Here is a 24,892-nt window from a genome sequence, read left to right as displayed (position 1 = left end):
CCATCGGCCATCACTGCCGTAACGGTTGAATAAACACCACACGTGTCACTTGAGTAACTCTAGTAACGGACTACCTTCGGGTTAGACCTGCACTCGAGGGATTGGGATGACCATGCCACGTATATCGAAGTTGTTCGCCGCCAACGTAATTGGCGCTGCCGGGCTGTGCTCGGTCGCGCTCGCACTGAGCCCGTCAGCTGCCGCCGACCCGGGCGTCTCTCCGGCCGTTCCCGGTGTGCCCGCGCTCAACATGCTGCAGCAGTTCGTCACGAATCCGGCCGCCGCCGCAGGCGTGCTGCAGAGCGCCGCGACGGCTCTGTCCGGCGCGTCGGCACTGACCGGCACACCGTCGACGCTGCCGGTCTCGCCGATCGCCGGCGCTCCGGCCCCCGCGACCCTGCCCGGTGCAGCGGCCCCGGCCGCAGCCCCGGTCGCTCCGCCGGCGGCCAGCAGCATCACCGGGCCGATCCTGCCGCTGCTGAACCAGCTCGGTGTGCCCGGCGACCTGGCCAGCCTGACGCCGTCGAACATGCCGTTCCCGGTCAAGGTCGGCGACAACCTGGCCGTCGGTAACCCGGCGCCGGTAGCCCCCGTGGCCACCGGAGTCGCCGGACCGGCCGGGGTCCCGCCGGCCAGCAACCCGGCGATCGCGCCGACCACCCCGGGTGGCGCCGGCCTCGGCCAGCTGCTCCCGCTGTCCGCTCTGCCCTGACCAACCACTACCCGATGAGGGAGTTCACCGTGCCGCAGATCGCCAGATTGGCTATCGGGCTGACCACCGCCGCGCTCGTGGCCGTGACCAACCTGGGCTTCGGCCCGGTCGCGGCCGCGGACCCGGCCATCCCGCTGGATCCCGGCCAACTGCCCGGCCTCGACGCCATGCAGATGCTCGGACCGGTTGTCCAGCAGGCCGCGGGGAACCCCTCATCGGCGCAGTCGCTGCTTCTCGCGGCGGCTTCGCAACTCGCTGGTGGCGCCACCACGCCCGGCGGCTCCGCCGCCCTGGCCCAGCAGGTGACCAAGTTCGTGCAGGAGGGCGGGGCCGCCGGTCCGGCGGCCGCACTCCCCGCGGCGGTTCCCCCCGCCGCCGCGGCAACCGGCGTCTCCCACGGCACCACGCCGTTGCTGACGCCCGGCCCCGGCAATGGCCCCGCCCCCCTGCCTGAACACCTGCCCGATGGCGCCGCACCCAGTTCGATCTTCGGCACCGAGGCACATCTGCCCACCGGGATCGACCCGACGCACGCCGTCGGCCCGGCGCCCGAGGCGATGCCCGAGGTTCCCACTCCGGTGACCGTCGTGAACCCGGCCGCTCCGCCTGCCCCGTCCGCGACGCCGGCGGGTAACTCGATCAACGTCGCGACGCCGGCACCGGCACCCGCGGCCGCTGCCGCCCCGAACTACGATCCGGCGACGCCGCCCACGCAAGACTTCATGTACCCGTCGATCAGCAACGGCTGCCTCAAGGACGGCGGCAACGTGATCGCCACCGCGATCTCCGTCGCCGGGCCGGCGAAGATCCCCACCCCGGGACCGGCCGCCGGGCAGACCGCCTATGTGTTCACCGCGGTGGGCACGCCCGCCCCGGCCGCCGAGCAGAAGCTGCCGCTCAACGTCACTTGGGTCAACCTGACCACCGGCAAGTCGGGCAGCGCCACGCTCAAGCCGAATCCGGACATCAACTCCGCAGGCCCGACCACGCTGACCGCCATCGCCGACACCGGCTCGGGCAGCATCATGTCGACGATCTTCGGCCAGGTGACCACTGTGGACAAGCAGTGCACCTTCATGCCGACGATCGGTTCGACAGTCGTGCCCTAAAGCTCGAAAAGCCGCGCTAGGGTTGGGAAATCGTTCCCGACGCTAGGGCGGTGCGGCATGCAGACACTCGACCCCTTGGACGCGATGCTGCTGACGGCGGAGCTGATCTCCAGTCCGATGCACGTCGCGGTCGCGCTGATCATGACCCCACCCGAGGGCACGACGGGCGCGGCCTTCATGGCCGAGATGTACGAGCAGGCGATGACCTCCCGCGACCCGGTGGACCCGCGCCTGCGCCGGCGCCCGCACCGCGGGGTGGACACCGGCGGTCTGTGGATGTGGCGCGATGTGACCGATCTCGACCTCAGCCACCATGTGCACCGGCTGACCTTGCCGAGCGGATCCAGCATCGAGGATCTGTGGGCGCTGGTGTCGGAGTTGCACGCCGAGCCGCTCGACCGGTCCGTCCCGATGTGGATGGCGTATCTGATCGACGGGCTCGATGGCGACCGGTGCGCCCTCTACATCAAGATTCATCACATCGTCGTCGACGGTGTCGCGGGCCTGACGATGATCGGCCACTCGCTGACCGACGATCCGAATCGACGCGGGATGCCGCCGTTCTATGCCACCACCGCACCCGACGAACCGTCGAAACCCCGCAGCCTCAACCCCTTGTCGATGGTGCGTGACGTCGCAGGAGTCGCCACCTCCGGGCTGAGCCTGGCCCGCCACGCCGCGTCTGCTGAGCTGGCGAACATTGTCGGCGGATTGATGACCTCCACGGTCGCGACGCCGTTCGGTGCGCCGCAGACCCGGTTCAACACCAAACTGGGCCCGCGCCGGGTATTCGCGGCAACGAGCTTGGATCGCAAGCGGATTCGAGCCATCCAGGATGCCGCCGACGTCACCGGCAATGACGTGGTGACGGCGTTGGTCACCGGTGTGCTGCGGGACTGGCTGACCAAACAGGGCGAGCTGCCCGACGAGTCCCTGGTGGCCCTGTGTCCGGTGACGGTACGAGGTCACGAGTCCGCGGGCGACGACGGGCACGGCAACCAATTCGGTCTCGGTCTGTGCCCGCTGCCCACCGTCGTCGAGGACCCGGCCGAGCGGCTGAGCCTGGTGCACTTCGCGATGTCGAACGTGAAGCATCAGGTCGCGGCGAACGGCCCCGGCGCGATGTTGCTCGTGCTGATGCCGGCCGTCTTGCCGACGGTGGTCTCCCCGATGCTGCCGTTCGGCTCACGGGTGAAGCCGAGCTACAACCTGCCGATCTCGAATGTGCCGGGCCCGCCGAAGCCGAGCTATTTCAACGGCGCCAGCATCGACGAGATCTATCCCGTGTCAGTGGTGTACGACGGGATGGCACTCAACGTGACGCTGTGCTCCTACGCCGACCAGATCGGCGTGGGGTATGTCGCCGACCGCGACGTGATGGCCGACGTGAACGACCTCGTTCCGCTGACCGAAACCGCTCTCGCGGAACTCGAGGCCGCCGTCCTCTAGATCTCTGCGTTGATCCAGAACTGGGAGCGAAGTCTCGGGCGAATCGTCGCTCTCAGTTCTGTCTCGATGCCAGCTAGTAGGCCATGAACAGGATTTCGTCCCGTCCGTAATCCATGCCGGGGTGAGCCGCCGCCAGGTGCTGCTTGGTCAGGTCGACCAGTTCGTCCTCGTCCTTGGCGCTGATCGCCTCGCCACACGGACAGTTGATGTGCGTCTTCATGGTTCCTCCGTTATCCAGCCTTCGCCTTCGCTCACCCTATGACTCAGGCCTTCGCCTTCGCCGCGGCCTTCACTTTCTTCTTGTACGCCCTGACTTCTTCCAACGACCCCTTGTCGACCACATCGGCGATCGACATGTGGGTACCGGCCTTGCCGTAATCACCGGCCGCTTCGCGCCAACCCTTGGGGGTGACGCCGTACTGCTTGCCCAGCAGGGCCAGGAAGATCTTGGCCTTCTGCTCACCGAAACCGGGCAGGGCCTTCAGCCGGCGCAGCACCTCGGCGCCGTCGGGGTTGCCGTCGAGCCACAGCTGGGCAGCGTCGCCGTCGTAGCGGTCGACGATCTCGCGGGCCAGATCCTGCACCCGCTTGGCCATCGATCCCGGAAAACGGTGCACCGCAGGCGTTGTCGAGAACTTCTCGGTGAACTGGTCGGGGTCGTAGTCGGCCACCAGCCGGGGGTCGATCCCACCGATCCGCTCGACGATCTTGCGCGGCCCGGCGAAGGCCGTCTCCATCGGGATCTGCTGATCCAGCAGCATTCCGGTCAGCAAGGCGAACGGATCCTCACTCAAAAGGTCATCGGACGCGGGATCCTGGGTGAGTTGCAGTCTCGCCATGGCGACAGTCTAGGCAGAAGCAGTAGGACAGGAGAGGCAGATGTCGGGTGCGGTAGCGCTCGCACTGGCGGTCGCGCTGGCCGCGGTTGCGCTCATTGTCGGCGCCGTCGCCGTCCTGACCCGCCGCGTGGTCAGCACCCCGGCCGAACGCACCGTGCACGCCGCGCTGCACACCGCCTCGCTGGCCGCCCGCTCGCTGCGCAAGGGCCTGGACGCCGACTCCGCGGCAGGCGCCGCCCCGCACCTGCGCGGCCTCACCGGATCCGACGGCGTCGCCCTCTACAGCGGCGACGGCGCCTTGCTCGCCATCGACCCACCCGGCGACGCGTTGTGGACGCCGGCCGCCCTGGAGATCTGCCACCACACCGCCCGCGACGCGATCGCCGGCCAGCGCCGGGTGCTGGCCCGCGAACAGCTGCCCGCCGTCGTGGCCCAGCCGATCCTCGACGACGACGGCGTCGTCATCGGTGTTCTGGTCGTGGTCAACGCCGACGAGCCCTCCCCGGGCATGCTCGGCGCCATCGCCGAGGTCGCGCGCTACGCCGCCAGCCAGCTCCAGCTCGCCGAGCTCGACGCGTCGCGGGCCCGCCTCGACCGCGCCGAGGTGCTGGCGCTGCGCGCACAGATCAGCCCGCACTTCATCTACAACGCGCTCAACACCATCGCGTCGTTCGTCCGTACCGACCCCGACCGGGCCCGCGACCTCATCCTCGAATTCGCCGACTTCACCCGATACTCGTTCCGCTCCGCGGGCCCCTACACGGTGCTGGCCGACGAGCTTCGCAACATCGACCGCTATCTGACGCTCGAGCGCGCCCGCTTCGGCCCGAATCTGTCGGTGGCATTGCAGATCGCCCCCGAAGTGCTGACGGTCGTGGTGCCGTTCCTGGCGCTGCAACCGTTGGTGGAGAACGCGGTTCGGCACGGTCTGGCCGGGCGCCAGGGCGGGTCCATCGAAATCACGGCACGTGACGAAGGTTCCGACTGTGTGATCAGCGTTGAGGACGACGGGATAGGCATGGATCCTCAGGCCCTGCGTTCCGGGCACGGTGACGTCCTCGGCGAGGGCGAGCAGAGCGCCCATGTCGGGCTGAGCAATGTCGACCATCGACTGCGCGCGGCGTTCGGCAACGATTACGGTCTGGTGGTCGAGACCGCCCCGAATGCGGGCACGAAGGTGATCATGCGGGTGCCGAAGTTCCGCACGGGCGTGAGGGTTTAAGGAGAGCCATGGCAGGGCTGTGGGTGCTGGCGGTCGACGACGAAGCCCCCGCGCTCGACGAGCTCACCTACCTGCTCGGCGAGCACCCCGACGTCGCCGAGGTGACCGGCGCAGGCGACGCCACCTCGGCGCTGCGCATCATCAACGAACGCACCGTCGACGCGATCTTCCTCGACATCAACATGCCCGGCCTGTCCGGCCTCGAACTCGCCAGCGTGCTGGGCAATTTCGCGCACCCGCCCGCCGTCGTCTTCGTCACCGCGCACGACGACAAGGCACTGGCAGCCTTCGAGGTCGGCGCCCTGGACTACCTGCTCAAGCCGATCCGCAAGGAGCGTCTCGACGAGGCCGTACGCCGGGTGATGTCCGCGCGAACAGCCGAACCTGTCCCCGCGGCCGACGAACCGCAGGCCGACACCATTCCCGTCGAGCTCGGCGGCGTCACCCAGCTGGTGCGCTGCGACACCATCGGCTGGGTGGAGGCCGAAGGCGACTACGCCCGGCTGCACGCCGCGTCCGGCTCGCATCTGGTGCGAATTCCGTTGAGCACGTTGGAAGATCGCTGGCGCAACCGCGGCTTCCAGCGCGTGCACCGTTCCTACCTCGTCGCACTGAATATGGTGACCGGCCTGCGCACGTCCGGCGCGTCGACGATGGTGCGGATGCGCGCCAACGGCGCCTCGGCCGCCATCGAGCTGCCGGTCAGCCGCCGTCAGGCCCGCGAACTGCGCGACCGCCTCATCCGCGACCCGATGCGGACCTTCCGGCCCGGGACCACCAATGACTAGGCCGAGCCGCCCGCAACGCGAACGCGTCGTGCTGGCCCACCGTCGCGGCACCCGGGTGGTGCACACCCGCGTCGAGGTCCAGGAACAAACCGAGATCGGCGATGCGCTGGTGCGCGGTCTGGTACGGGCTCAGCTCGGGCTGGCGCTGCGGCTGGCCGCATTGGTCGCCGGCGGTATGGCCGCGCTGCCGTTGCTGAATGCGGTGTTCCCAGAGCTGTCCAACGCCAGCGTGTTCGGGATGCGGCTGAATTGGCTGACACTGGCGGTCCTGGTCTACCCCGCGCTCTACGGAATCGGCCGGCTCTTCATCCGGCTGGCCGAACAGGGCGAGCGCGACTTTATGGGCGTGGTCGACGACGAGAGTCCGCCATGAGTGGATCGACCGCGACGGCCTTGACTGCCGGTGGCCTGCTGGCCGCCGCGGTGGCAACGGTGGCCGTCGGCGCCTACGGGGTTCGGCTGTCGCGCACCACATCCGACTTCCTGGTGGCCTCCCGCACCGTCGGCCCACGGTGGAACGCCGCTGCGATCTCCGGCGAATACCTGTCGGCCGCTTCGTTTCTCGGTGTCGCCGGGCTGATCGCCAAGTACGGAGCCGACGCGCTGTGGTATCCGGTCGGGTTCACCGCAGGCTATCTGGGCCTGCTGCTGTTCGTCTCCGCCCCGCTGCGCCGCTCCGGCGCCTACACTGTGCCCGACTTCGCCGAGTTCCGGCTGGGGTCGCCGCGAGTGCGCCGGGTCGCGATGATCGTGGTCGTCACGGTGTGCATCCTCTACCTGATCCCGCAGTATCAGGGGGCCGGAATCGCGTTGAAAGCCCTTCTCGGCGTGCCCGTTTGGCTGGGCCCCCTGGTCGTCGGCGGGATCGTGATCGTCAACGTCGTCGGCGGCGGGATGCGGTCGATCACGTTCGTGCAGGCGTTTCAGTACTGGCTGAAGCTGACCGCGGTCGCCGTCCCCGCACTGGTGCTGTTGATGCACTTCGGCCACGATCATCCTCAGGTTGGTGGCCCACTGCCACCGACCGTGGCCCAGCAGACCGTCGTCACCGTCGAGACCGACGTCGTCGTCACCGTCGTCGATCCGACCGGGCTGACGGTAAACGGGCCAGGCCTGAACGGGCCGCTTCCAGGCCCGGGCCGATACGACCTCCCGCAGGGCACCACGTTGACACTGGCCGCGGGAGCCCAGACTCCCGTCGTCGCCGGGACACCGGCCACCGGCACCACGTGGATCCAGAGCGGCGGCGGCCTTGGCGGTAATCACCCTCTTTACCAAGTCTTTTCGATCATGGTGGCAACATTCCTCGGCGCCATGGGTCTGCCGCACGTGCTGGTCCGCTTCTACACCAACCCCGATGGGCGCGCCGCGCGCCGGACGGCCCTGACGGTGATCGTGCTGTTGTCGTTGTTCTACCTCTTCCCTGTCCTGCTCGGGGTGTTCGCCCGGCTCTACGTGCCCCAACTGCTCGTCACGGGTAAGGCCGACGCGGCCGTGCTGCTGCTGCCGTCGGCGGCCATCGCGGGGTTGCCGGGCGAATTGATCGGTGCGTTGGTCGCCGCGGGCGCCATCGCGGCATTCCTCGCCACGTCCTCGGGTCTTCTGGTCAGCATCGCCGGCGCGCTGTCCACCGACGTACTGCGCGGCCGGGTCAGCGACTTCCGGCTCGTGGCACTGGTCGCCGGGCTCATCCCGATTCCGCTCTCGCTGGTCTCCCCCGTGTTGGACCTGTCCCGCGGCGTCGGCCTGGCCTTCGCCGTCGCGGCCTCCACCCTGTGCCCACTGCTGGTGCTGGGTATCTGGTGGCGCGGGTTGACCGCCGCCGGCGCGATCGCGGGGTTGACGGTCGGCGCGCTGGCCTCCGGCGTCGCCATCCTGGTCGCGGTCACCGGCTGGGTGGACGACGACGTGCTCGGCGGCTGGCTGACGACGCTGATCGGCTATCCCGCCGCCGTCACGGTTCCGCTGGCGTTCACGACGATGGTGGTGGTCAGTCGCCTCACCAGACGGGAACTGCCACCGGACGTGGCGCGCATCTTCGCCCGCATGCACGTGCCGGAACGCCTCGGCATGGGCGTGGAGCGCCTGCCCCGCGGCTAGACGCGACCGTTCAGCGCCACCCGCCAACCGTTCACCGCACCGCCCGCGCAGGGCCCTAGGGCTGTGACGCACCTCTCAATACCCTGTGAACACGATCGGAGTTCACAACTTTGAGCTGAGGAGCACGTGGTGTCCACAACCGACCTGCCGCCGCAGGAAACTCACCCCAGCGGCGCCCAATACCTGGCCGTCCAGGCCAGCCCCGAATTTCAGGAGCTGCGCCGCACGTTGCGCCGCTTCGTCTTCCCGACGACGGCGTTCTTCCTCATCTGGTACGCCACCTACGTCATCCTCGGCGCGTTCGCCCACGACTTCATGGCCATCAAGGTGTGGGGCAACATCAACCTCGGCCTGATCATCGGCCTCGGCCAGTTCTTGACGACGTTCCTCATCACCGGTCTGTACGTGCGGTTCGCCAACCGCGAGCTCGACCCGCGGGCCGAAGCCATCCGTGCCGAGATGGAAGGCGCCGCGAAGTGACCACCACCCTGCTCGCCGAGGCCAGCCGGATCGGCAATCCCGTCGTCAACATCAGCATCTTTGTGGCCTTCGTACTGATCACGCTGTTCATCGTGATCAGGGCCGGCCGCTCCAACACCAACGCCACCGAGTTCTTCACCGGCGGTCGGGCGTTCTCCGGTCCGCAGAACGGTATCGCCATCGCCGGTGATTACCTCTCAGCGGCAAGCTTTCTCGGGATCGCCGGCGCCATCGCCGTGTACGGCTACGATGGCTTCCTGTATTCGATCGGCTTCCTGGTGGCATGGCTGGTAGCCCTGCTGCTGGTAGCCGAATTGCTGCGCAACACAGGCAAATTCACGATGGCCGACGTGCTGAGCTTCCGGCTCAAGCAGCGGCCGGTCCGCGTGGCCGCAGCCACCTCCACGTTGACGGTGTCGCTGTTCTACCTGCTGGCCCAGATGGCCGGTGCCGGTGGCCTGGTCGCGCTGTTGCTCGACGTCCACGGCCGCACCGCCCAGTCCGTCGTGATCGCGGTGGTCGGTGTGCTGATGATCGTTTACGTCCTGGTCGGCGGAATGAAGGGCACCACCTGGGTGCAGATCATCAAGGCCGTGCTGCTGATCGCCGGCGCGGCGATCATGACGCTGCTGGTGCTGGTCAAGTTCGGGCTGAACTTCTCTGACATCCTCGGTTCGGCGCAGCAGATGGTGCACGACGCCACCACCAAGGGTGTCGCCAGCCGCGATGTGCTGGCGCCGGGCGCGCAGTACGGGGCCAACACCACCTCGAAGATCAACCTGCTGTCGCTGGGGCTGGCACTGGTTCTCGGCACGGCGGGCCTGCCGCACGTGCTGATGCGCTTCTACACCGTGCCGACTGCGAAAGAGGCTCGGCGGTCGGTGGTTTGGGCGATCGGGTTGATCGGTGCTTTCTACCTGTTCACCCTGGCGCTGGGCTACGGCGCAGCAGCCATGGTCGGACCCGACAAGATCCTGGCCGCTCCCGGCGGGCAGAACTCGGCGGCACCGCTGCTGGCGTTCGAGCTCGGCGGGGTGATCCTGCTCGGCATCATCTCGGCCGTCGCGTTCGCGACGATCCTGGCCGTGGTGGCGGGCCTGACGATCACTGCATCGGCGTCCTTCGCCCACGACGTCTACGCCAGTGTCCTCAAGAGCCACAAGGTGACTGAGGACGAACAGGTGCGGGTCTCGCGGATCACCGCAGTGGTGCTCGGCATCGCCGCGATCGGGCTCGGCATTCTGGCCAACGGCCAGAATGTCGCGTTCCTGGTGGCGCTGGCCTTCGCGGTCGCGGCATCGGCCAACCTGCCGACGATCGTGTACTCGCTGTACTGGAAGCGGTTCAATACCCGCGGAGCGTTGTGGAGCATGTACGGCGGCCTGATCAGCTGCCTGGTGCTGATCGTCTTCTCCCCCGCGGTGTCGGGCAACAAGACGGCGATGATCCCCGGCGCGAACTTCGACTGGTTCCCGTTGGCCAACCCGGGCATCGTGTCGATCCCGCTGGCGTTCATCCTCGGCATCGTCGGGACGCTGACATCCAAAGACACCGGCGATCCGGAGCTCAACGCCGAAATGGAGGTGCGGTCGCTGACCGGCGTCGGCGCCGAGAAGGCCACCCACCACTGAAATCGAGGTGAGAAACTCGCCGGGCGCGGGAATGGTGTGTAGGTGCCAATGAGTTTCAGCACCACATGAGCCCCACCCGGCGAGGTCTCCCCTTCGCGCTGCTGGCCTACGCGTTCGCCGCGATCATGGTCGGCACCACGCTGCCCACCCCGCTGTACGCGCTGTACTCGGACCAGATGCACTTCGCGGTGCTGACGACCACGGTCATCTACGCCACCTATGCCGGCGGAGTGCTGTTCGCGCTGATGGTGTTCGGCAGATGGTCGGACGCCATCGGCCGACGTCCTGTCCTGCTGGCCGGTGTCGGCTGCGCGCTGATCAGTGCCGGGGTGTTCCTGGTCGCCGATTCGGTGCCCGAGCTTCTGGTGGGACGGGTGCTGTCCGGCCTGTCGGCGGGCATCTTCACCGGCACGGCCACCGCAGCGGTCATCGAGGCGGCCCCGCCGAGTTGGAAGACCCGGGCCGCGGCGGTGGCCACCATCGCCAACATCGGCGGGCTCGGCACCGGACCGGTGCTGGCCGGCGTGCTGGCGCAGTACGCGCCGAACCCGCTGAAGCTCACCTACATCGTGCACATCGCGCTCATGGTGCTGGCCGCCGTCGCCATCCTGCTGGTGCCAGAAACCTCCAGTCGCACCGGAAAGCTCGGCCTGCAACGGCTCTCGGTGCCTCCCGAGGTGCGCTCGGTGTTCATCACCGCCGCGCTGGCCGCGTTCGCCGGTTTCGCCGTCACCGGCCTGTTCACCTCGGTGGCGCCGTCGTTGCTGACCAACATCATCGGGATCGGCAACCACGCGCTGGCCGGCGTGATGGCAGGCTCGATCTTCGGCGCCTCGGCGGTCGCCCAGATCGCCGGAACCCGCATCCCTCCGCAACGGGCCGTCGCACTGGGCTGCGCGATCCTCACGGTCGGTATGGGCATTCTGGTTGTCGCACTGCATTATTCGTCACTGGCCGGGCTGATCATCGCTGCCGTGGTGGCCGGCATAGGTCAGGGCATCAGCTTCAGCCGCGGGCTGGCCGCCGTCGCCGAGCGCACCCCGGCGGAGCGGCGGGCCGAAGTCAGTTCCACCTATTTCGTGGTGGCCTACATCGCGATCTCGATCCCGGTGATCGGCGAGGGATTCGCTGCGCAGGCGTGGGGGCTGCGCACCGGCGGCACCGTGTTCGCAATCGCGGTCGGAGTGCTGGCGCTGGTCTGCCTGACGGCCATCCTCCGGCAGGAATCACGCCCTGCGGCAGAGCTTTCCGAGCACGCAGCCGGTTAGCCGCTCTTGCGACGGAATTCCCGTCGGTTGCCGACCGCCCCGTGCGAACGCGATTGCTTGCTGCCGGCGTCGGTGTGCGCGGATCCGCCCGCCGCCTTCGCCTTCTTGCGCTCGAGTGCCTCGCGGAACTTCGCCTTGGTGTCGTCCTGCGGCTCGGACTCTGATTCGGCCATGCGGTCAGACTAACCGGTGAGTCAGCGGATGCCGGGCGGCATTCCGTACAGGTGCGAGATCGGCAGCTTCAGCAGCACGCGGCGGTCGTCGACCATCGCGCGGCGGTAGTCGTCCCAGTCGGGATGCTCACCAGCGACGTTGCGGTAGAGCGCGATGAGCGCCTCGACGGTGTCGTCGTTCGGAGACGCCGCGGGTGGGCTGAGGATCGCATTGCCCTCGGCAACGGCATACGACCAGCCGTCGTCGGAGGACACCAGGATCGAGGCGCGCGGATCGCGACGCAGATTGCGCGTCTTCGCACGCGGCTCGGTGATCGACACTTCGACCACGAGGTTGCGCGGGTCGAAGTGGTACGTCACGTTGGACAGCTGCGGGCGGCCGTCGCGTTTGATGGTCGCCAGCACGCCGAGTCGGTTGCCCGCGATCACCGCCAGGAGCTTGTCGTCGAACACATGACGGGACATCCTTCGAGACTACGTCGCTAACATCGAGAACATGACCCGCTACGCGGCTTTCCTGCGCGGTGTGAACGTGAGCGGAACGACCATGAAGATGGCCGACGTCGCCGACGCCTTCTCCGACGCAGGGTTCAGAGGAGTCAAGACGATCCTCGCCAGTGGCAACGTGTTGCTCGACAGCAGCGCGGCCGCCAAGACGGTGCGCACGAAAGCCGAAGCGGCACTTCGGGATGCGTTCGGCTACGACGCCTGGGTGTTGGTGTACGACCTCGACACCTTGCGCGCCGTCGCCGACGGCTATCCGTTCGAGCCCGAGGTCGAGGGCCACCACTCCTACGTGACGTTCGTCAGCGATCCCGCCATCCTCGACGAGCTCGCCGGCCTGGCCGACGACGCCGGGCCGCAGGAGAAGATCGAACGCGGCGACGGTGTCCTGTACTGGCAGGTGCCCAAGAGCTCGACCCTGGACTCGGCCGTCGGCAAGACGATGGGCAAGAAGCGCTACAAGTCCTCGACCACCACACGCAACCTGCGCACCCTGGCGAAAGTATTGAAATGAGCAGCCCCAAGATCGACGCCAGCCAGCTGGGCGGCGTCTCCGAAACCGCGTTGATGACCCTCAACGGCCGCGCCCATCAGGCGAGCCTGCCCGGGGCGATCCTGCACGACCCGATGGCCATCGAACTCGTCGACTCCATCGACTTCGACTTCGACAAATTCGGTCGCAAGGGTCAGGAGATGGCACTGCGCTCGCTGGCCGTCGACGCCTGCGCGGTCGCCTACCTCACGCAGCACCCGAGGGCCACGGTCGTCGCGCTGGCCGAAGGCTTCCAGACCAGCTTCTGGCGGGTGAGCGACGCCATCGCCGACCCGCAGTTCCACTGGGTGTCGGTGGACCTGCCGCCGGTCATCGAGCTGCGCCAGCGTCTACTGCCGTCGTCCCCGCGGATCACCTCGCTCGCGCAGTCCGCTCTGGACTACAGCTGGATGGACACCATCGACACCGGCGAGGGCGTGTTCATCACCGCCGAGGGCTTGCTGATGTATCTGCAACCCGCCGAGGCGATGGATCTGATCGTCCAGTGCGCCAAGCGCTTTCCGGGCGGCCAGATGTTCTTCGACCTACCGCCGACGATGGTCAAGAAGCTCGCCCCCAAGGGAATGCGGTCCTCGAAGCACTACCGGGTGCCACCGATGCCGTTCAGCCTGAGCACCGTTCAGCTGGCCGATCTGGTCAACACGGTGCCGGGAATCAAAGCGGTACATGACATTCCGATGCCGAAAGGCCGCGGGTTCTTCTTCAACAGGGTGTGGCCGGCGATCTGGCACTTCGGGCCGACGAAGCGTTTCCGCGGCGCATACACGCTGCTGGAGTTCGGCTGACGGGTCAGCCGAACGCGCTGTCCAGGTACTCCAGCGCCTCCTGCTTGCCCAGCCCGAGGGCGCGCGCCGCCTCCACGTAGGCGTTGGCCGCGGCGGCCATCGCGGCGTCGGCCGGATCGGCTCGTGCCACGAACGTCCCGAACCGGCCGCGGGTTTCGACGATCCCGGCGGTTTCCAACTCCCGGTACGCCCGCGCCACGGTGTTGACGGCCAAGTTCAGCTGACCGGCCAGCTCACGCACCGTCGGCAACCGGGCGCCGGGCGACAGCCGCCCGTCGCGGATACCCGCGATGATCTGAGTTCTCAGCTGATCAAAGAGAGGACGCGCGGCCTGTCCGTCGACGCGTAACCAGACCCCCAAATCCGACACATGCTAAGTATCGCCTAGACCGGCTATTTTGGGGTGTGTGCGTATCGCGGTACTGAGCGGGGCGGGGATCTCCGCCGAGAGCGGCGTGCCGACGTTTCGCGACGACAAGACGGGTTTGTGGGCCAAATACGACCCGTACGAATTGTCGAGCACAGACGGTTGGCAGAACCATCCCGAGCGGGTGTGGGCCTGGTATCTGTGGCGGCATCACCTCGTGCAGGAGGTCGAGCCCAACGACGGGCACCGTGCGGTCGCTGCCTGGCAGGACCACGCCGACGTCACCGTGATCACCCAGAACGTCGACAACCTGCACGAGCGGGCGGGCAGTAAGGCGGTGCACCACCTGCACGGCAGCCTGTTCGAGTTCTGGTGCGACACCTGTGGTTCGCGCTACCACGGTCTCCTGCCGGACATGCCCGAGCCCGAACTGGAGAAGATGCCGCCGCAGTGCGAGTGCGGTGGGCTCATCCGACCGGGCATCGTCTGGTTCGGCGAGCAGCTGCCCGACGAGCCGTGGCAGGCCGCGGTCGAAGCGGCGGCCACCGCCGACGTTTTGGTGGTCGTCGGCACGTCGGGGATCGTCTATCCGGCAGCCGGCCTACCGGATGTGGCGCTGGCCCGCGGCGTCGTCGTCGTGGAGGTCAATCCCGAGCCGACCCCACTGTCGTCGAACGCGACGATCACGCTTCGGGAGTCGGCGAGCACCGCGCTGCCGAAGCTGCTGCAGCAGCTGCCCGAATTGCTCAAGCACTGACTTTCTTCGCCCGTCCCAGCGCGACCTCGTGAACGGGCAACGGCACCCACGCCGGGAACTGCGCCTCGCGACGTGCGGTGTCGATGACGAACCCGGCCCCGGCGATCGAGCGCTCGGTATCGCGATGGGTGTGGCAGTTGCCCGCGAACCGCGGCCAGATCGTCGCGTCGGCCACTCGCTGCAATCGGCCGCGCCAGCCGCCCTGGGCGATGTGCTCGAAGTAGCGCAGCTCGCCGCCCGGCTTCAGCACCGCGTTGAGCTGACGCAGCACACCGTCCGGGTCGGCCACCGAGCACAGCACCAGTGAGCACACCACCGCGTCGAAGGGCTCGGTCGCGGGCATCGTCTCGACAGTCGATTCGATGACCGTCACCGGAACCGTGGCCGCCGCGGCGGCCTGTTTGGCCAGTGGCGCCAGGCGCGTCTCGGGTTCGAGCGCGACGACCTCGGTCACCGAGTCGGGGTAGAAGGCGAAGTTGGTTCCGGTGCCCGCGCCCACCTCCAAGACACGCCCGTGCAGGCCTGAGAGATTCTCGCGCCGGAGCCTTCGCATGGCCTCGGACTCGTGGGCGGAAAGCACCGTCCAGAAGCGTGCGAAAAACGGATTGTCGACGGTCTGCTGTGACATGGCTGTGATGTCCTCCCTGCTCAGAGCCACCCTAGTCGCACGGGGTTTTTGGGTTCACCCGTGACCAACCTGACTCTTGAGTAACCAACTACCTGACTCGGGAGTAAGAATTGCCAGGAAACTCCGAATCGCGGCTCAAAGATTCCTTAATGGCGACTCATAGAGTCCTCGGTATGTGGATCGACGACACCAGTGCCGATGTCATCAAAATCGACTTCGACGCGCTGTACCACGGGGACTTCCTCGTAGAGGGCGACACCTCGGAGCAATTCGAGGACAAGCCCCCGCTCGCTAACGCCAGCTGAGCGCAGCGCCAAAAGGCGCCACCACCGCTGAGTAGCGGCGTGGCGCCCTTCGGACCTTCTGAACGCGTTGAGTGCCCGCCTGTGATCAGGCGGGCACTTTCGCGTCTTCACTAGGTTCGACCATGCCGGCCAAGCGTCCGGCGATGATGTCCTCGGCCTCGTTGACGATGCGGCTGATGAGCTCGCCACAAGTCGGGATGTCGTTGATCAGACCCATCGCGGTGCCCACGGTCCAAATGCCGGCGTCGATGTCGCCGTCGTCGAACACCTTGCGGCCACGCACGCCGGCGACCAGATCCTTGACGTCCTCGAACTGCCCGCCACCCTTGAGGATCTCCACCACCTCACGCGAGACGACATTGGAGGCCACCCGGGCGGTGTTGTGCAGGCTGCGGAAGATCAGCTCGGTGCCGCGCTCGTCGCCGGCCACGATCGCGTCCTTGACGTTCTGGTGGATGCAGGACTCGACGGTGCACATGAAGCGTGAGCCCATGTTGATGCCGTCGGCCCCCAGCGCCAGCGCCGCCACCAGGCCGCGGGCGTCGGCGAAGCCGCCGGAGGCGATCATCGGGATCTCGATCTTGTCGGCGGCCGCCGGGATCAGCACCAGGCCCGGGATGTCGTCCTCACCCGGATGGCCCGCGCACTCGAAACCGTCGATGCTGATGCCGTCGACGCCCAGGCTCTGAGCCTTGACCGCATGCCGCACGGAGGTGCACTTGTGCAGCACCTTGATGCCGTTGTCGTGGAACATCGGCAGGTGCGGGGCCGGGTTGGAGCCCGCGGTCTCGACGATCTTGATACCGGCATCGACGATCACCTGGCGGTACTCGTCGTACGGCGGTGGGTTGATCGCCGGCAGGATCGTCAGGTTCACCCCGAACGGCTTGTCGGTCATGTCCCGGGTACGGGCGATCTCGTTGGCCAGATCGGCCGGCGTCGGTTGGGTGAGCGCGGTGATGAACCCGAGCCCGCCCGCATTGGCAACGGCGGCAACGAGTTCCGCGCGTCCGACCCACTGCATACCGCCCTGGGCGATCGGGTGCTCGACGCCGAAGGCCTCGGTGAACTTCGTCTTGATCGTCATCTGTCTACCTCGGCGCCATCCGGATCGCCCCGTCCAGGCGGATCACTTCACCGTTGAGCATCGGGTTCTCGACGATGTGGGCGGCCAGCGCACCGTACTCGTCGGGGTCGCCGAGGCGGGCCGGGTGCGGCACCTGCTTACCGAGGGAGTCCTGTGCCTCCTGCGGCAGCGAACCCAGCAGCGGGGTCTTGAACAAGCCCGGCGCGATGGTGACGACGCGGATGAGTTCACGGGCGAGGTCACGCGCGATCGGCAGGGTCATGCCGACGACGCCACCCTTGGACGCGGAGTAGGCGGCCTGGCCGATCTGCCCGTCGAACGCCGCGACCGATGCCGTGTTGATGATGACGCCACGCTCTTCGCCGACCGGCTCGGTCTTGGCGATCCGCTCGGCGGCAAGGCGCAGCACGTTGAAGGTGCCGATCAGGTTGACCTGGACGACGGCGTTGAACCAGTCCAGCGGGAACGGCCCGTCCTTGCCGAGGGTCTTGACCGCGTTGCCGATACCGGCACAGTTGACGTTGATGCGCAGCGGCCCCATTTCCTCGGCGATGTCGAGGGCGGCCGACACAGACTCGGGGTCGGTGACGTTGGCCTGCGCGAAGCGGGCGCGCGGGCCGAGCTCGGCCACCACGTCCTCACCCTTGAGATCGATCACCACGACGGATGCGCCCTTGTCGAGCAGCCGCTTGGTGGTGGCCAGGCCCAGGCCCGAGGCACCGCCGGTGACGACGGCTACGGCGTCCTTGATCTCCACGAAATGCTCCCTTTCGATAGGTCGACCTACTGGTTGGTTGGGGACTATACCCAGTCCCGCAGGACGGCTTCGTTGTCGGCTCCCGGAACGCCGGGTGCGGTCGGAGTGTCGAGCCCGGTGCGGGAGAACCGCGGGGCCGGGGCGGGGAACGTCGAGCCCGCCTCGGTGTAGAAGGTGTTGCGCTCGGTGTTGTGCGGTTCGGTGTCGACTTCGGCGAACGACAGCACAGGCGTGCAGCAGGCGTCGCTGCCGGCGAAGACCTTGGCCCAGTGGTCGCGGTCGTGAGCGGCGAAGGTCTCGGTGAGCACCGCGCGCAGTTCCGGCCAGCGGGTGATGTCGTTCTGGTCGGGCAGGTCGGCGGCGTTGAGGCCGAGCTTCTCGATCAGTTCGGCGTAGAACTGCGGCTCGATCGCGCCGACCGCGACGTAGCGGCCGTCGGAGCATTCGTAGGTGTCGTAGTAGGGCGCGCCGGTGTCGAGCATGTTGGTGCCGCGCACGTCGTTCCACATGCCCATGTGCCGGAAGGCCCACATCATCTGGGCCAGCACGCTGGAGCCGTCGACCATCGCCGCGTCGATGACCTGTCCCTTGCCGGAGCGCTCCCGCTCCCACAGCGCCGACAGGATGCCGACCAGAAGGAACATCGAGCCGCCGCCGAAGTCGCCGGCGAGGTTCAGCGGCGGGACGGGACGTTCGTTGACCCGGCCGACGGCGTGCAGCAGGCCGTTGAGCGAGATGTAGTTGATGTCGTGGCCGGCCTGCTGGCTGCGCGGGCCTTCCTGGCCCCACCCGGTCATGCGGCCGTAGATCAACCGCGGGTTGACCTTGGCGCAGTCCTCCGGGCCCAGCCCGAGTCGTTCGGTGACGCCGGGGCGGAAGCCTTCGATGAGGACGTCGGCCTTGGCGATCAGGCCCAGCACCATGTCGCGGTCGCCCGGATCCTTGAGGTTGGCGCCCACTGAGCGACGGTTGCGCAGCAGGTAGTCGTTGCTGGGCGCCCCGGTGCCCTTGCCGAGCCGGTCGATGCGGACGACGTCGGCGCCCAGGTCACCGAGGATCATCGCGGCGTGCGGGCCGGGGCCGATTCCGGCCAATTCGACGACGCGCAAACCGTGCAGTGGTCCCGCCATAGCTGTCTACCCTCCAGTTGATTGATCGCCGCCTTAACTATTTACACCTGGCCTGACCCGCCGCGGGCTGCGCCCCCGCCGGGGCTAAGGTGCAGCCATGACGACCATCGATGCTTACACCGGTGTCCCGGAACTGACCGTGTCGCTCGACGGCGGAGTGTTGTCGGTGACGTTGAACCGGCCGGACAGCCTGAACTCGTTGAACGCGATCATGTTGCGCACGCTGGCCGACGTGCTGGAGCACGCCGCCGACGACGCGTCCGTGCGCGTGGTGCGTCTGGGCGGGGCGGGCCGCGGGTTCAGCTCGGGTGCGGGCATCAGCGCGGAGGATCAGTCGAACCGACGACCGGATACGCCGGACGAGGTGCTGCTCGAGGCGAACCGCGCGGTGCGGGCGATCGTGAACCTGCCCAAGCCGGTGGTGGCGGCGGTGCAGGGACCGACGGCCGGGGTCGGGGTGTCGCTGGCGCTGGCGTGCGACATCGTATTGGCTTCGGAGAAGGCGTTTTTCCTCTTGGCGTTCACCAAGATCGGGCTGATGCCCGACGGCGGTGCGTCGGCGTTGGTGGCCGCATCGATCGGCCGCGCCCGCGCGATGAAGATGGCGCTTCTGGCCGAACGGATTCCGGCTGCCGAAGCACTCGATTTCGGTCTGGTCAGTGCGGTCTACCCGGCCGACGAGCTGGAGGCCGGCGTCGCCGCGGTGATCGAGAAGCTGAAGTCCGGCCCGGCAGTGGCGCTGCGCAAGACCAAGCAGGCGATCAATGCCGCGACGCTCACCGAGCTGGACGCCGCGATCGGCAGGGAGGAAGAAGGCCAGCGAATCCTGCTGGGCTCCAGTGATTTTCGTGAGGGCACTAAGGCGTTCCAGGAGCACCGCTCCCCCGTCTTCACGCAGGATTAGGTCTGCGGACCTCTCCCTAGAGACCTCACTTTCTCGGAACTCGATATCACCCGCGATATCCCGTTCCGGAAAAGTCACCCACCAACACACAGGCCTCTCGTAGACCTCACTTTCTCGGAACTCGATATCACCCGCGATATCACGTTCCGGAAAAGTCACCCACCCCGACCGAGCCAGGCCCCGAGATCACGTCGGACATGTCGGACCTTGTGGGCACCATGGGGCGATGCCGAACTACACCTACCGTGCCGAGTGGTCAGACGACTACTGCCAGTACCTCGGGCTGTGTCTGGAATTCAAAGGCCGTTACGCGACAGCACTAACGCCGCATGAAGCAATCGAGCGCGTCGAGAAACTGATCGCGCGAGAACTCGAAGAACTGGCCGACCTCGGCATCGATCCGCCGGAGTCGCTGACGGACCACCACTACAGCGGCAAGTTCGCGGTGCGCACGTCTCCCGTGCTGCACGAACGGCTGATCGTCGAGGCCGCCGAACAAGGCATCTCGTTGAACCAGTGGGTGAGCTACAAGCTCGCCGGCCGCCCTGCGCCCACCCTCGACGACCTTTTCGGTTGACCCGAAATTCGTTGGACGTGACCTCGATCCGTCAGCGACCATCAATGTCATGAGCACGCCATGCGACATCGACGAGCCGGTGAGGACCACCGGCCGCTGGCGCGTGCTCGCGCCCTTCCAGTACCGCGAATTCCGCCTGCTGATCGCGGCGATGTCGATCTCGCTGTTCGCCGAGGGCATGTGGGCGGTCGTCATGGCGCTGCAAGTCATCGCACTGGCCGACGATCCGGCTGCGCTGTCCCTGGTTGCCGCCTGCCTGGCCACCGGCATGTTGGCCTTCATCCTGGTCGGCGGCATCGCGGCCGACCGGGTATCACAGCGCGCCATCATCATCGCCGTCGAGATCACCAACCTCGCCGCGACGGGCGCTGTCGCCATCCTCGGCATGCTCGGCGAGCTGCAGCTGTGGCATATGGCAACAGCGGCAACGATTCTCGGCATCGGCGCGGCCTTCTTCTTCCCCGCCTACAGTGCCTATCTGCCGCGCATCCTGCCAGCCGAGCAGTTGCTGGCGGCCAACGGTGTGGAGGGTGCGGTCCGCCCGACGTTGCAGCAAGCCATCGGCCCCGCCGTGGCCGGCGTGCTGGTCGGGCTCACCTTCCCCGCCCTGGGCTCCGTCACGGTGGCCGTACTGTTCGCCGTCGCGCTGACCCTGCTGGTGGCCATGCGACCCGGCGACGGTGAGCACATCGTCATGGCGGTCGAACGCGAAAAGCCGCACATCTTCGTCGATCTGAAAGAAGGTTTGCGTTTCGTCGTGCACACCACCTGGCTGCGCTGGACGTTGCTGTTCGCCTGCACGTGGGTGCTGCTGGCGATGGGGCCGATCGAGGTGCTGCTGCCGTTCATCGCGCGCGAGCGGTTCGCCGACGGTGAGCAGGTCTACGGGCTCATGCTCGCGGCGTTCGGGGTGGGCAGTGCCATCGGCGCCGTCGTGGTGTCGTCACGACCACTGCCGCGTCGCTACCTCACGGTGATGATGACGATGTGGGGCGCGGGGTCGCTGCCGTTCGTGATCGTCGGCGTGACGTCCTCGCTGCCGGTGATCCTGGGCGCGTTGTTCGTCATCGGACTCGGCGAGGGGGCAGGCGTCATCTGGGGCACGCTGCTGCAGCGCCGGGTACCGCCGGAGATGCTGGGCCGGGTCTCGAGCCTGGACTTCTTCGTCTCACTGGCATTCATGCCGGTGTCGATGGCGGTCGCCGGTCCGCTGTCGAAAGTGGTTCCGGTGGAAGTCATTTTCGCGGTGGCCGGTATCGGGCCGGTCCTGCTGGCTGCGATCGCGCTGATCGCGGCGCGCATGCCGCGCGACGAGATCGCCCACCCGCTGGCCTAGGCCGGCCTAGTGCCAGACGCCGAACATCGGCGGCAGTGCGAGCACCATGATCAGCCCCCACACCACGTGGGTGAGGACGGGTGCGAGCACTCCGCCGGTGGCTCGGCGTTCCAGCGCGCACACCGTGCCGAGGATGATCGCCGCGAAGCCGAGCATCCAGTTGCCGCTGGCACACGTCGCGATGGTGTACAGCAGCGTCGAGATCACCACCGGATGGAAGGCACCCAACGCGGTGTACAGCGCGCCGCGGAAGAACATCTCCTCGGCCAAACCGTTCACCAGGGTGATCACCACGATCAGCAGCAGGCTGCCGTGGTTGGCGTACTCCAGCACCCGGGTGATGGCCTCGGCCACCGGCGGGATCTCACGGGTCACCAGACCGCCGAGCACGAAGACGGCCCCGAGGAGCAATCCGATCGTGAGCCCGGTGAGCACCGGGCGCTGGTTACGCCCGCGCCAACGAATACAGCCCAGATGCACCGGGCCGGAGAGCAACGCGCCGAACGCCCACGTGGCCGCCAGCGCCATCGTCAACCAATAGAACGATGCGTCACCGGGCCTACGGGTCAGCGAGACACCGAGCAGCACCGCACCGACCACCAGCACCACGCAGACGGCAATCCGCCGCCGGCGAATCACCGACGGCCACTCTTGGTGTGGCACAGCCACATTGGCGGCGACTGAACGAATCTCGGTCAGCATCGTCATAGAAAGCGAACTTTCGCCAGCAGTAGGTCCAGGCCCGTCCGCAGCACGCCGGCCAGCGGACCCGGCACCGAGTTGAGCAACCGCAGCGCCGGGCGCGCCACCCCGGGCGTCACGGTCGCGGCCACACGTCGGAGTCGTAGCGTATCCCCGCCAGCCCAGAGCGGATCGCTGTCGGCCAGGTGATGCGGGTCGGCCAGCTGATCGACCGGACGCGGCCGCGGACTGGACACTGCGGCGGCGACGGCGTCTTCGATGGTGGTGAGCCCACCGGGCGGATCCGGGACGTGGTCACGTAAGACAGTGTCCGAGGCCGTCATCGGATGGTCCAGTGATTCGATGAGATCGGCGGCCAACCCGGAGGGAACCGGCACCGCCGCACCCGCCACCCGGCCCACCACGGCGTGCGGCACGATGTCGCGCACCGGCAGCCCGGCCCGGACTTCACCCGCCGCGTCGATGTAGGCCTGCAACAGCTCGCGATAGGTGGTGACGTCGGGCCCGACGATGTCGTAGGACCCGGCCGGGACGACGGCCGGGTCGGCCGCGGCCACCAGGTAATACAGCACATCGCGAATCGAAATCGGTTCGATGTCGTGATCCGCCCATGGCGGCAACGGGATGACCCAGAACCGGTCGCCGACGTAGCGGACCATCTCGAACGACGTCGAGCCCGCGCCGATGATGACCGCCGCACCGAGCCAGACCAGTTCCGCCCCGCCCTCAACATTGAGCGCCGCGGCGACTTCGGCCCGGCCGGCCAGATGCTCGGACAGCGTGTCGTCCTCGGGGACGAACCCGCCGAGGTACACGATGCGCCCTACCCCCGCGGCCGCCGCAGCTTTCGCCACGTTGGCGGCCGCCGCGTTGTCGCGCTCGCGGAACCCGGGCTGGCCGATCGCGTGCACGAGGTAGTAGATGACGTCGACGTGGCCGGCGACGGTGAGCGCGGTCTCGACCGACGTCGGATCGTCGGCGTCGAAGACGACCGCCGTGACCCGGTCACACCACCCGAACCGGCCCAGCTTCTCCGGGTTGCGGGTCGCGGCCACCACCTCGTGCCCGTCGTCGAGCAACGCGGCGACCAGCCGGGAACCGACGTATCCCGTGGCGCCGGTGACCAGGATCCGCTTCGACTTCACGGTAGGACTTATCGGCAGTCTGGCCGAAGCGCAAACCTGACCGCGGTGTGAGATCGATCCCGCCGGGACCTACTGCGACTCGCGATGCAGGTCGATGAGGTGTTCGTAGACCGCGGCGTTCATCCGGTTGCCGTCGAGCTCGGCGTCGACCAGTTCGCGCCGAACCTTCGCCGGGACCCCGGCCACCAGCGAGCGGGGCGGCACGATCATGCCCTGCGGCACCACCGCGCCGGCGCCCACGATCGAACCCGCGCCGATCACCGCCCCGTTGAGCACGATCGAGCCCATCCCGACCAGCGACCCGTCTTCGACGGTGCAGCCGTGCAGCACCGCGTTGTGCCCGACGGTGACGCCGGCGCCGATCCGCGCCGGGAAGCCGGGGTCGACGTGGACGGTGGCGCCGTCCTGGATGTTGCTGCCCTCGCCGACGTCGATCCACTCGGCTTCGGCGCGCAGCGTGGCCGAGTACCAGACGCTGACTCGCGACGCGAGCCGAACCTGACCGATCACCGCCGCGTTGGGCGCAACCCAGGACTCGGCGTGCAGATCGGGCGTGTGTCCGCCAACGGACATGATCAAAGGTTCGGCCATGGCCGTCATCGTAGGCAGACCGGCTCAGGAGCCCTGAAACACCTTGCGATAGCTCGACGGCGACATACCGAGCCCTCGGCGTAGATGGTGGCGCAGGTTCCCGCCAGAGCCGAGGCCGGCGCGGCGGGCCACCTCGTCGACGGGCAGGTCGTGGGTCTCCAGGAGTTCGCGCGCCCGCTCCACCCGCCGGCTGCGCACCCAGCCGCCCGGCGACTGCCCGGTCTCCTCCCGGAACCTGCGGCAGAAGGTCCGCTCGCTCATGTTGGCGTGACCGGCCAGTTGTTCGATCGACAGCGGCTCGTCGAGATGGTCCAGGGCCCACTGCCGGGTGGCCGCCGTCGACGCGTGCGGATCGGCGGGCATGTGCCGCTCGATGAATTGGGCCTGGCCGCCTTCACGCCACGGCGGGACGACGCAGTAGCGGGCCACCTCGTTGGCCACCGCGGCGCCGTGGTCGCTGCGAATGATGTGCAGGCACAGGTCAATTCCCGCGGCCAGGCCGGCGGAGGTCAGTACGTCACCGTCGTCGACGAAGAGCACGTTCTCGTCCAGGCGCACCTCGGGATGCAGGGCGCGCAGGTCGTCGGCGAAACGCCAGTGCGTGGTGGCCGGTCGACCGTCGAGTAGGCCGGCGGCGGCCAGCACAAACGCACCGGTGCAGATCGACACGATCCGGGTTCCGGGCCGGATGGCTGCCAGCGCGGCGGCCAGCTCGGGTTGCAGCACTCCGTCGGAGCGGGCCGGGGCGTAGCGCGTGCCGGGGACGACGACGGTGTCGGCGGTGGCAAGCGCCTCCGGACCGGCCGCGGGCAGCAGGGCGAAGCCGTTGGTGGTGGTGACCGCGGCCCGGCTCAGCCCACAAGTCACGACCTCGTAGAGCGGGGTGCCGTCGGCGTCAGCGGCCGCACCGAACAGCGTCGGCGCGATCGTGGCGTCGAAACCGACGACCGGCTCGACCAGCAGGACGGCGATGCGGTGCATTCCCCGAGTCTG

30 protein-coding genes are annotated in these 24,892 nt (G+C 67.9%); 17 read left to right on the top strand and 13 right to left on the bottom strand.

All coding sequences use genetic code 11. The features are described 5' to 3' along the window. Positions 1 to 106 precede the first annotated feature (106 nt). Genes K0O64_RS06360 through K0O64_RS06350 form a run of 3 tightly spaced genes read left to right on the top strand, consistent with a single transcriptional unit; the run spans position 107 to position 3,270 of the window. Positions 107 to 712 (top strand): hypothetical protein, encoded by a 606-nt coding sequence (locus tag K0O64_RS06360; RefSeq protein WP_125477400.1) that lies wholly within the window; start codon positions 107 to 109, stop codon positions 710 to 712. Between the two features lie 14 nt (positions 713 to 726). Beyond that, positions 727 to 1,821, top strand: a complete 1,095-nt coding sequence (locus tag K0O64_RS06355) for an Rv1157c family protein (protein ID WP_071947272.1) — start codon at positions 727 to 729, stop codon at positions 1,819 to 1,821. A gap of 57 nt (positions 1,822 to 1,878) precedes the next feature. Beyond that, complete coding sequence (locus tag K0O64_RS06350; RefSeq protein ID WP_071947273.1) at positions 1,879 to 3,270, top strand: WS/DGAT/MGAT family O-acyltransferase; 1,392 nt, start codon at positions 1,879 to 1,881, stop codon at positions 3,268 to 3,270. Between the two features lie 73 nt (positions 3,271 to 3,343). Here K0O64_RS06350 and K0O64_RS06345 read toward each other — a convergent pair whose 3' ends face one another. Together K0O64_RS06345 and K0O64_RS06340 are read right to left on the bottom strand one after the other, a co-directional pair. Beyond that, entirely contained in the window at positions 3,344 to 3,490 is a 147-nt protein-coding gene (locus K0O64_RS06345) for a hypothetical protein (protein ID WP_005147085.1), read from the bottom strand. Between the two features lie 43 nt (positions 3,491 to 3,533). Next, positions 3,534 to 4,109, bottom strand: a complete 576-nt coding sequence (locus K0O64_RS06340; RefSeq protein WP_071947274.1) for an HhH-GPD-type base excision DNA repair protein — start codon at positions 4,107 to 4,109, stop codon at positions 3,534 to 3,536. Between the two features lie 40 nt (positions 4,110 to 4,149). Here K0O64_RS06340 and K0O64_RS06335 point away from each other — a divergent pair, with 40 nt between their 5' ends. From K0O64_RS06335 to K0O64_RS06305, 7 genes are all read left to right on the top strand, one after another. After that, positions 4,150 to 5,331 (top strand): sensor histidine kinase, encoded by a 1,182-nt coding sequence (locus tag K0O64_RS06335; protein ID WP_071947275.1) that lies wholly within the window; start codon positions 4,150 to 4,152, stop codon positions 5,329 to 5,331. 8 nt (positions 5,332 to 5,339) lie between these two features. Continuing rightward, positions 5,340 to 6,119: a LytR/AlgR family response regulator transcription factor gene (locus K0O64_RS06330; protein ID WP_071947276.1), complete on the top strand. Its 780-nt coding sequence runs from the start codon at positions 5,340 to 5,342 to the stop codon at positions 6,117 to 6,119. Further along, a complete protein-coding gene (locus tag K0O64_RS06325) occupies positions 6,112 to 6,492 on the top strand; it encodes a hypothetical protein (protein WP_071947277.1) in 381 nt (126 codons plus the stop codon). The genes K0O64_RS06330 and K0O64_RS06325 overlap by 8 nt, the downstream gene beginning before the upstream one ends. Continuing rightward, entirely contained in the window at positions 6,489 to 8,219 is a 1,731-nt protein-coding gene (locus K0O64_RS06320) for a sodium/solute symporter (RefSeq protein ID WP_071947278.1), read from the top strand. Before K0O64_RS06325 ends, K0O64_RS06320 begins: the two co-directional genes overlap by 4 nt. Before the next feature lie 129 nt (positions 8,220 to 8,348). Then, positions 8,349 to 8,699, top strand: coding sequence for a DUF485 domain-containing protein (locus tag K0O64_RS06315; protein WP_071950056.1), 351 nt, complete (start codon positions 8,349 to 8,351; stop codon positions 8,697 to 8,699). Beyond that, positions 8,696 to 10,330, top strand: coding sequence for a monocarboxylic acid transporter (locus K0O64_RS06310; RefSeq protein ID WP_071947279.1), 1,635 nt, complete (start codon positions 8,696 to 8,698; stop codon positions 10,328 to 10,330). Before K0O64_RS06315 ends, K0O64_RS06310 begins: the two co-directional genes overlap by 4 nt. Before the next feature lie 65 nt (positions 10,331 to 10,395). Further along, the gene (locus tag K0O64_RS06305; protein WP_071947280.1) at positions 10,396 to 11,598 is read left to right on the top strand and encodes an MFS transporter; all 1,203 of its coding nucleotides are present in this window, start codon (positions 10,396 to 10,398) and stop codon (positions 11,596 to 11,598) included. On the opposite strand, the gene K0O64_RS06300 is transcribed toward K0O64_RS06305, so the two are convergent. Continuing rightward, complete coding sequence (locus K0O64_RS06300) at positions 11,595 to 11,771, bottom strand: DUF5302 domain-containing protein (RefSeq protein WP_096310413.1); 177 nt, start codon at positions 11,769 to 11,771, stop codon at positions 11,595 to 11,597. The two genes, K0O64_RS06305 and K0O64_RS06300, sit on opposite strands and share 4 nt — an antisense overlap. A gap of 21 nt (positions 11,772 to 11,792) precedes the next feature. Further along, on the bottom strand, positions 11,793 to 12,236 hold the full coding sequence (locus K0O64_RS06295; RefSeq protein WP_071947281.1) for a PPOX class F420-dependent oxidoreductase: 444 nt from the start codon (positions 12,234 to 12,236) through the stop codon (positions 11,793 to 11,795). A 31-nt stretch (positions 12,237 to 12,267) separates the two neighbouring features. Between K0O64_RS06295 and K0O64_RS06290 the strand changes: the two genes are divergently transcribed. Then, positions 12,268 to 12,789: a DUF1697 domain-containing protein gene (locus K0O64_RS06290; protein ID WP_071947282.1), complete on the top strand. Its 522-nt coding sequence runs from the start codon at positions 12,268 to 12,270 to the stop codon at positions 12,787 to 12,789. Further along, complete coding sequence (locus K0O64_RS06285; protein ID WP_071947283.1) at positions 12,786 to 13,613, top strand: class I SAM-dependent methyltransferase; 828 nt, start codon at positions 12,786 to 12,788, stop codon at positions 13,611 to 13,613. Before K0O64_RS06290 ends, K0O64_RS06285 begins: the two co-directional genes overlap by 4 nt. A gap of 4 nt (positions 13,614 to 13,617) precedes the next feature. Here the strand turns inward: K0O64_RS06285 and K0O64_RS06280 are convergent, their stop codons facing one another. Further along, on the bottom strand, positions 13,618 to 13,983 hold the full coding sequence (locus K0O64_RS06280; protein ID WP_071947284.1) for an Rv1152 family transcriptional regulator: 366 nt from the start codon (positions 13,981 to 13,983) through the stop codon (positions 13,618 to 13,620). Positions 13,984 to 14,020: 37 nt separating this feature from the next. Here K0O64_RS06280 and K0O64_RS06275 point away from each other — a divergent pair, with 37 nt between their 5' ends. Beyond that, on the top strand, positions 14,021 to 14,737 hold the full coding sequence (locus K0O64_RS06275) for an NAD-dependent deacylase (protein ID WP_071947285.1): 717 nt from the start codon (positions 14,021 to 14,023) through the stop codon (positions 14,735 to 14,737). Here K0O64_RS06275 and K0O64_RS06270 read toward each other — a convergent pair. After that, positions 14,727 to 15,365, bottom strand: a complete 639-nt coding sequence (locus tag K0O64_RS06270; protein WP_071947286.1) for a class I SAM-dependent methyltransferase — start codon at positions 15,363 to 15,365, stop codon at positions 14,727 to 14,729. The two genes, K0O64_RS06275 and K0O64_RS06270, sit on opposite strands and share 11 nt — an antisense overlap. 173 nt (positions 15,366 to 15,538) lie before the next feature. Here K0O64_RS06270 and K0O64_RS30140 point away from each other — a divergent pair, with 173 nt between their 5' ends. Then, positions 15,539 to 15,670, top strand: a complete 132-nt coding sequence (locus tag K0O64_RS30140) for a hypothetical protein (protein WP_096312721.1) — start codon at positions 15,539 to 15,541, stop codon at positions 15,668 to 15,670. Between the two features lie 85 nt (positions 15,671 to 15,755). Here K0O64_RS30140 and K0O64_RS06265 read toward each other — a convergent pair whose 3' ends face one another. Genes K0O64_RS06265 through K0O64_RS06255 form a run of 3 tightly spaced genes read right to left on the bottom strand, consistent with a single transcriptional unit; the run spans position 15,756 to position 18,644 of the window. After that, positions 15,756 to 16,757: an NAD(P)H-dependent flavin oxidoreductase gene (locus K0O64_RS06265; protein WP_071947287.1), complete on the bottom strand. Its 1,002-nt coding sequence runs from the start codon at positions 16,755 to 16,757 to the stop codon at positions 15,756 to 15,758. 4 nt (positions 16,758 to 16,761) lie between these two features. Further along, complete coding sequence (locus K0O64_RS06260; RefSeq protein WP_071947288.1) at positions 16,762 to 17,514, bottom strand: 3-hydroxyacyl-CoA dehydrogenase; 753 nt, start codon at positions 17,512 to 17,514, stop codon at positions 16,762 to 16,764. 44 nt (positions 17,515 to 17,558) lie between these two features. Further along, positions 17,559 to 18,644, bottom strand: coding sequence for a CaiB/BaiF CoA transferase family protein (locus K0O64_RS06255; protein ID WP_096310411.1), 1,086 nt, complete (start codon positions 18,642 to 18,644; stop codon positions 17,559 to 17,561). A gap of 97 nt (positions 18,645 to 18,741) precedes the next feature. Here K0O64_RS06255 and K0O64_RS06250 point away from each other — a divergent pair, with 97 nt between their 5' ends. From K0O64_RS06250 to tet(V), 3 genes are all read left to right on the top strand, one after another. Continuing rightward, the gene (locus K0O64_RS06250; RefSeq protein ID WP_096310409.1) at positions 18,742 to 19,548 is read left to right on the top strand and encodes an enoyl-CoA hydratase; all 807 of its coding nucleotides are present in this window, start codon (positions 18,742 to 18,744) and stop codon (positions 19,546 to 19,548) included. Positions 19,549 to 19,774: 226 nt separating this feature from the next. Continuing rightward, a complete protein-coding gene (locus K0O64_RS06245) occupies positions 19,775 to 20,125 on the top strand; it encodes a type II toxin-antitoxin system HicB family antitoxin (protein ID WP_096310407.1) in 351 nt (116 codons plus the stop codon). A gap of 49 nt (positions 20,126 to 20,174) precedes the next feature. Beyond that, positions 20,175 to 21,461: a tetracycline efflux MFS transporter Tet(V) gene (tet(V), locus tag K0O64_RS06240; protein ID WP_096310406.1), complete on the top strand. Its 1,287-nt coding sequence runs from the start codon at positions 20,175 to 20,177 to the stop codon at positions 21,459 to 21,461. Between the two features lie 6 nt (positions 21,462 to 21,467). On the opposite strand, the gene K0O64_RS06235 is transcribed toward tet(V), so the two are convergent. From K0O64_RS06235 to K0O64_RS06220, 4 genes are all read right to left on the bottom strand, one after another. Beyond that, positions 21,468 to 22,169: a CPBP family intramembrane glutamic endopeptidase gene (locus tag K0O64_RS06235; RefSeq protein WP_071947293.1), complete on the bottom strand. Its 702-nt coding sequence runs from the start codon at positions 22,167 to 22,169 to the stop codon at positions 21,468 to 21,470. Next, positions 22,166 to 23,308: an NAD(P)H-binding protein gene (locus K0O64_RS06230; RefSeq protein ID WP_096310404.1), complete on the bottom strand. Its 1,143-nt coding sequence runs from the start codon at positions 23,306 to 23,308 to the stop codon at positions 22,166 to 22,168. The genes K0O64_RS06235 and K0O64_RS06230 overlap by 4 nt, the downstream gene beginning before the upstream one ends. Before the next feature lie 69 nt (positions 23,309 to 23,377). Further along, positions 23,378 to 23,899: a gamma carbonic anhydrase family protein gene (locus K0O64_RS06225; protein WP_071950057.1), complete on the bottom strand. Its 522-nt coding sequence runs from the start codon at positions 23,897 to 23,899 to the stop codon at positions 23,378 to 23,380. A gap of 24 nt (positions 23,900 to 23,923) precedes the next feature. Then, on the bottom strand, positions 23,924 to 24,880 hold the full coding sequence (locus tag K0O64_RS06220; RefSeq protein ID WP_096310400.1) for a GlxA family transcriptional regulator: 957 nt from the start codon (positions 24,878 to 24,880) through the stop codon (positions 23,924 to 23,926). Positions 24,881 to 24,892: the final 12 nt, after the last annotated feature.

Origin of the sequence: Mycolicibacterium pallens, from assembly GCF_019456675.1 — a bacterium.
GTDB classification, from domain to species: Bacteria; Actinomycetota; Actinomycetes; order Mycobacteriales; family Mycobacteriaceae; genus Mycobacterium; species Mycobacterium crocinum.
The sequence above is the reverse complement of the archived record's forward strand: the minus strand, read 5'-3'. Positions and strand labels throughout refer to the sequence as shown.